This window comes from bacterium (genome assembly GCA_026416715.1).
Classification (GTDB): Bacteria; UBP4; UBA4092; order JAOAEQ01; family JAOAEQ01; genus JAOAEQ01.
The window spans coordinates 1-6,434 of record JAOAEQ010000043.1 but is presented as its reverse complement, the minus strand read 5'-3'; the positions used below and the strand labels follow the sequence as shown (position 1 = coordinate 6,434).

Genomic DNA, 6,434 nt, shown 5'->3' with positions numbered 1-6,434 from the left:
TCACGTTGGGTTTTCCAGGTTGAATTGCTATACGTTCCTCCGTCATAATACCAACCATGACCCGGACTGATAAACACAGTTTTCCCAGTTAATGCGCCGGTCGGTTGACCCTGTCCGTATCCAGCAGGATATCCTTGCGCTTCTTTAATCGGTGGAATAGATTTTTTTGACTCCGGCTGTTCCTGGTCAGGTTTTTTGGGTTGCGGCGGTAATGGCGGTAAAAAATCAGATAACGGTTTATATTGACCACTAACTTCATCTAATACGAGGACAGTTACACTATACGATGTCGCAATACCATATAATGTCTTGCTCAAACTATCATAGAAATCATCACATCGTGTTACTGTCAACTGATTCAAATTTTTTTTCGGAATACGGAGATGGAAAAAGATATGGTTATTCTTGCCAACTTCAATTTTAGTAATCCGTGTTTGACTAGGCACCGCCGATTTTATACCTTTTTTCAATTCGGTTACGTTCGGTCCTTGAATAAACTTTTTTAATATTGCAATGATTTTTTCCTGTTCATTTGCCGGCGGTCTTGGTAAAAAACGGGTGAACTTATGCACTTCCCCTTTTACGATATACGTGATCGTTATCGTTGTGTCTGATGAAGAGAATGGTGCAATCGAAAAAGCTAAATTATTTATCGAAAAATAAAAAAATGTTCCTACAACAAAAATAGCTATTTTTTTCATAGCGAACTCCTTTCTAAAAAAAGATTGCATAGATTGAATGGTAAAACTTCTTTTACCAATTACAAATTTTTTTCTCAATGTAATCGGATAAAGTATATGAAAAATTTTTACCTAAATACAGTTTATCACGATTTAAGTCAGTTCACTAAGATACCGCTAGCTGTCAGTTGATATAGCTATCAACCGACTCACCGACAGCGATACTTCACTTTCGCAGTTAACTATAGATAATTTTAAACTAACCATAACTTCGATTCTACGGTTTCGCTTGAATTCGGATATACTTGGCAAACCCTGGATAAATGAATGTGGAGTCAATTGGCACTGGCGCATCTGGCGGAAATTCATAGTAATATTTTTGCATTACCCATTGCGATTTTTGTTCTTGTATTGGATATAACGTTATTTTGGTATTCGGAGTGTCGCAGAAGAAGCGATATTCATTTTTTATTAAATCTACTTCCAGCTCCCACGTTCCGTTCTCTAAATATACATCAAGTAATGGTTTCCCGTTTAAAAATATCTGGGTCGGTTTCTCAACCGGCTTCCCCCAAGTTTGGACCGGAGCAGAACCTCCGTTCATTAAAACATTTTTCCCGATTGCTTCACCGGAAGTTACAGGAACTAAGTTTTCCCCCCGGTTTAATGCAATCGTTGCCATTTTAAGTACATAATGGTCTGATTCTGATAACGATTTTTTATCTAATGAAGTAACGACTACTGAAGCTACGGTTGATGCGGAGATAACTTTCAAATTATCTAGTGCGTATTCATTATATTTTTCTAACTCTCCTTGGACACATTGGAACATTGGCGTATTAATTGTCGCATACCCTTTTTCGGTATTGCGGAATAACTCACCGGTAGTCGATTTCAACTGCTTGACAACCGGCGATACCGTAGAATCTGCAGAGATACCTTTCGAATTATTTTCAGCCGAATTTAGTAAAGTAGCTCTCTGGGTTGGAAGAGGAGTTACGTTGAACTGCTTAACAGGCGGCGTTACCGCATTTTGCATTCTATTCGTCCACGCTAGTGTATATACATCATTCATATACGAACCCCAAGTGTAGAGGTCAGCATCGGTATATTGAACTTCAAGAATCTGTTCAGCTGCTTTAACCTCACCTTGAGTAAACAATTTCGCGCCATATCCAAACAATCCCCATTGCGTCGGGTCGGCTTGTAAACCGAATGGTGAAATATGGTCAGGGTCACCCCAGGTATAATATGAAAAATAGATTAAACCATCATAATCTTGCATAGATGCGTATGCCGCAATATCGAAAATACTGCTTACCCGGTATCGGTTAGGCCAGCACGTCGCCCATTCTCTAACCACCAGCGGTTTATTTGCCCATTTATATTGTGCAATATATGGCGCTAACGACCATCTCCCTGATTCTTTGATATAATTTTTATTGCTGAATGACGAAAGGCCAACCCATTCCTTGCCGGGAGTAAACGACGGATGGTCGAGATACGCATTTTCTCCGATGAAATCTAATTCCTGTGCGACAGAATACGTATCCGGTGTTATTTGACTATTTACCACTGCCGTAAATGGTTTATCACACCCTTTTGCCCGCAAGAAATCTCGAAGTTCAGCGAAATATTTCCGTTGCAATTCTACCGCAAATCGAACACCATCATTACATCGCAATGGAGAAGTTTTCGGGTCGGCATCAGACGCTTTCCGAAGTTCATCTAAACTCCGCATTGGCATCGATGGTAATCCAATATTTCTCTTCTCTAACGATTCATTCGGTTGTAATGAACATTCACCTTTTGCATTCGTCCATGCTTTTTTCAACGCTTCGGTGGTCTTGTATTTCTTAATTAAATAATCGTTCCATAATGTAATAAACTCGGTGCGGTATGGTTCAACCATTTCATTCCATCCCCCAGGGTTAAAGAGCAGACTATCCTCATTTTCGAGTTCGATTAACGCTACCGCCGGATCTTTCCCATTAGCTAAACCGGTATATGGATTGATATGGTTAATTAACCACTCTTCAGCATACTCTTTTTGTAGCTCGATTAGCCGGCGATTGAAAAATGCATACGGTTTCGCTGCGCGACCGAGTTTATCTGCGTTCTCTAACCCATCACCTGAACGAAACGTCCGATACCCACGAACAACAAGATAAACATATATCCCTTTTTGCTTCGCGCAATGTATCCAATAATCTACTCGGTCACGGTATTCTTTATCGAAATGGCGGGAATTATTATTGTTCGGATACGCTTCGTCAATGATATTTCTTCGAACAAGGTTATACTGTTCACCGCCGCGATTATCAAGTTCATGCAATCGAATTAGATTACATCCCGCACGCGCAATAACCTCAACTACCTGTTTAATCCGTTCTTTTGGAATATCAACATGTGATGCCGCTATGGTAACGCCCCAGAATCGAACCCGTTTATTGCTATTCCTAAAATAGAAATGCCCGTCTTTACCGACATATACCGGACCGAATTTACCGGCGGGCGGGTCGAGTAAATAACTGAAATCAATTAACGATGAATCAGGGAACATATCGAACGTTGGATGCAGTGAACGAACCGCTATCGGGTCAGATTGATACCGTTCAATCCCTTGCCGGTCTTGGGTTACCGTTGCAAATGATAATGTTAATACTACTGACAATAATCCGAAACTGTATAGTATCATTCTTATTTTCATAGTAAACCTCCCTGAAAAAAGAAAGTTAACTGCAAAACTTTCGCTAGTCTGTATTTTAGCGAATTTCAAAGCTCGATAATTCGACCGGTACCGGGTCAGCATCAAGGTAACTTAAAATTCGTTGCATTACGGTATTTCTACTCGAAACAGGATATATCGCTTCAAACGGAAATCCGAAATGCACGAGTTTATAGGTTCCTTTATATTCGATTCCGGCATTATAAGCAGTTCCAGCGTAAGTTAACGTAACGGAACTACCGCTATATGCGTTTATCGAATCAGGAGTCGCAACGTTATATATCCCTTGACTTCCGTTATCAAACGTTATTCCACTTAATCCGTTAAATATCCCATTCGCAGTTCCGTTAACCGCATATACATTCGCATCGTCGTTTACATAATCCGCTTTCAAATAATTACGATAAAACGTGCTATCTGTAGAATTTCCGTTCGCTATCAAGTCGTATCCGATTTCCGCTCCAGAAACAAATAACCGCCCTTGATTATTTAGGAAATTCTGCACTTGCACTTGTTCCGCAGTAGTAAATGTTGAATCCGCTGATGATTGCTGACCTGCTAGCCAATCAACAATACGATACGTAGTTAACTGCACGAAACCAAGTCCAACCGTTTCTTTCGCTGCGGAATCGAAATAGAATTTACCGCCAGTATTCGTTGTTGCGTTCGCTATCGCTTGTGCATGCTGAATCAAATAATCGAATGTCTGGTTAACTTTCGGATTATACGGGTCACTGCGGTCAATACCAACGCTGGTATCAACCCGAGTATATCCATTCACCAGCAGTATTGACGCTTTCCCAGAAGCTCTAACTCGCGCCGCAAGTGTTTCACTCGGCATACTCTCACCGCCAGCATTGAACGCTGATACCTGGAAATAATAGACGCTATCTGCGGAAAGACCGGAAATAATGATCGTAGTTGCGCTGGTAACCGTACCGTTATCGAATCCTTTCCCATTCAGACTACGATATATCCGATATGCAGTCGCCACTGCAGTTGATTCGAGCGGGTCAGTTTGTGGTGACCAGGTTAAACGCAAGGTGCCATCACCGACATTCTGAACTCTAAAATTTTTCGGTGGTAATGGTGAGATTATCGCATTACTTCCGAAATAATATTTAACAATCCCTTTATATATCGCGCGACATATTATATCGTTAAATTTCGGATTCCGCAGTTGATAATTATCTAATTGCGAACTGGTGGTGTCATCATGGAATGCTAGTTCCATCATTATTCCGGGTATTCCCGCGCTGGCGATACGGGTTATTTCCGCATAACTACCAGTCGCTATTCCGCGATCATACCAACTCGAATTCCATAACGCGCGAATATCACGGATGATTTGATAATGGATTGTAGTCGTAAACGGATAAGTTTGCAGAATAGTATCCGATGTATGTTTATAGGAAACCGTACCGTGCGCATTACCGTTGAATGCGTTCGTATGTACCATCAGATAGCAATCGCAATCTTCCCAAACCGCATGTCCCGGACGACTATACCAATCGCAACTATTTTCCGCTGAACCATAATTATAAACCGAACTTGGTGCCCCGATATATTTGGTATAATAACTCGCTGCACCTTGCCACCACGGTTTATTCATTGCTGAACTGGTCGTTGTTATCGCATACGCTGTTGAAGCAATTCCGCCTCCGAACCGAATCGCATCCGCAATAACGACACTCCCGGACGTATCTTTCGAAAAATTGGTTAGAATAATTGTGGTGGTTCCAGCATTGAAATGGTATGTCCCGATATAAATCCAACGTGGGTCAGTAGTCGTTTTCGTTTTCTGGTTGACATAAACAACACTCTGTCCGCCACTATGATTGATAATATACTGCGCATCAGAAACCCGATTACTTCCCGGACGACTATATTGATATACCGCATAGTATTCCGTGCGTGGGATATTCGCTTGCCAAATAGCGGTCGCCGTGGTTGATGATGTGTTGGTTGATGCCCAACGGTAGGTAGAATTATATCCGTTTGTACCGCTGGTAGTCCATGTTCCAGTTTCGGTATACCACGGTGAACCAGAATCATTATTCACAATTACTTCAGTCGTATTATTATCCCATTCACGAGACGGATATACTTCCGCACCGGCGTTCCATAAATATCGCGCAAGTTGCATCAAACATCGCTCCCAGTTCCCCATATCTTCGATATACCCGCCATACATCACACCACGTTGTAGCGCCCAGTATCCAGGAGAATACCACCAGCCGTGCCCGGCATTGATACCGACTCGAATCCCAGTTAATTGCCCTTTCGGTTGGATATTTGGACTTCGCGGCTGAACAACTCCAGCGAGCGATTTTAGTCTCGGTTGAAACAATTCACCTGATGCACGTTTCTGTAATCGTTCTTTTCCAGGGATAGTATATTCATCCCCGAGCCGAATGACTCCATCTTCCCCTTCAATATAAATATAAAATTCTTTCAGATTCGTTTCTTCAGTAAAGGTTTTAATAATTTGATGATTGACATATTCATATACTTCATCAAACGGTTTTTGACTATGAAAAAATTCTTTCGATAGGGTAATATTTATCCGCGGAGCAACCACTTCAGCTCGAAGTAATTTTGTTCCGGGAGGAATCGCTGAAGTTAATCCTTGTTTCTGTTCATCAACAGTTGGTCCGGCAATAAGTGCGGTTAAAATATCGTTCGCTTTTTTATTCAGCGACATAGTATCGACAACCGCTGCTTTCTCACCAAACACTGCTGAATTCGAACGTTCAACAACTTTTATCTCACCGTTCTGATAGAATACCAGCGGCACCGTGTTTGTTCCTGCATAACTGCAATTTATTATTCCTACAGATACACATAAACACAAAAATATATGCAATATATACGGTGATATTATCTTAAACATACATGGTACCTCCTTATTTTTAAATTAGTTTATCACGATTTGCTTGCGTAATCAATGATAAGATTCAGCCGTCCCTAGCGGGACTTTACAATATTACCGTCTATTTTTCCCAGCATTATATGCTGGGCTAAAC

3 protein-coding genes are annotated in these 6,434 nt (G+C 41.2%); all 3 read right to left on the bottom strand.

Annotation, left to right across the window (positions count from 1 at the left end):
- The coding region (locus N3A72_12285) for a hypothetical protein (protein ID MCX7920354.1) at positions 1-701 on the bottom strand (701 nt) is incomplete at its 3' end.
- A 256-nt stretch (positions 702-957) separates the two neighbouring features.
- A complete protein-coding gene (locus N3A72_12280; GenBank protein ID MCX7920353.1) occupies positions 958-3,390 on the bottom strand; it encodes a hypothetical protein in 2,433 nt (810 codons plus the stop codon).
- A 55-nt stretch (positions 3,391-3,445) separates the two neighbouring features.
- Positions 3,446-6,301 carry a fibronectin type III domain-containing protein gene (locus N3A72_12275; protein MCX7920352.1) on the bottom strand — a complete coding sequence of 952 codons (2,856 nt, stop codon included), beginning with the start codon at positions 6,299-6,301 and terminating at the stop codon, positions 3,446-3,448.
- Positions 6,302-6,434: the final 133 nt, after the last annotated feature.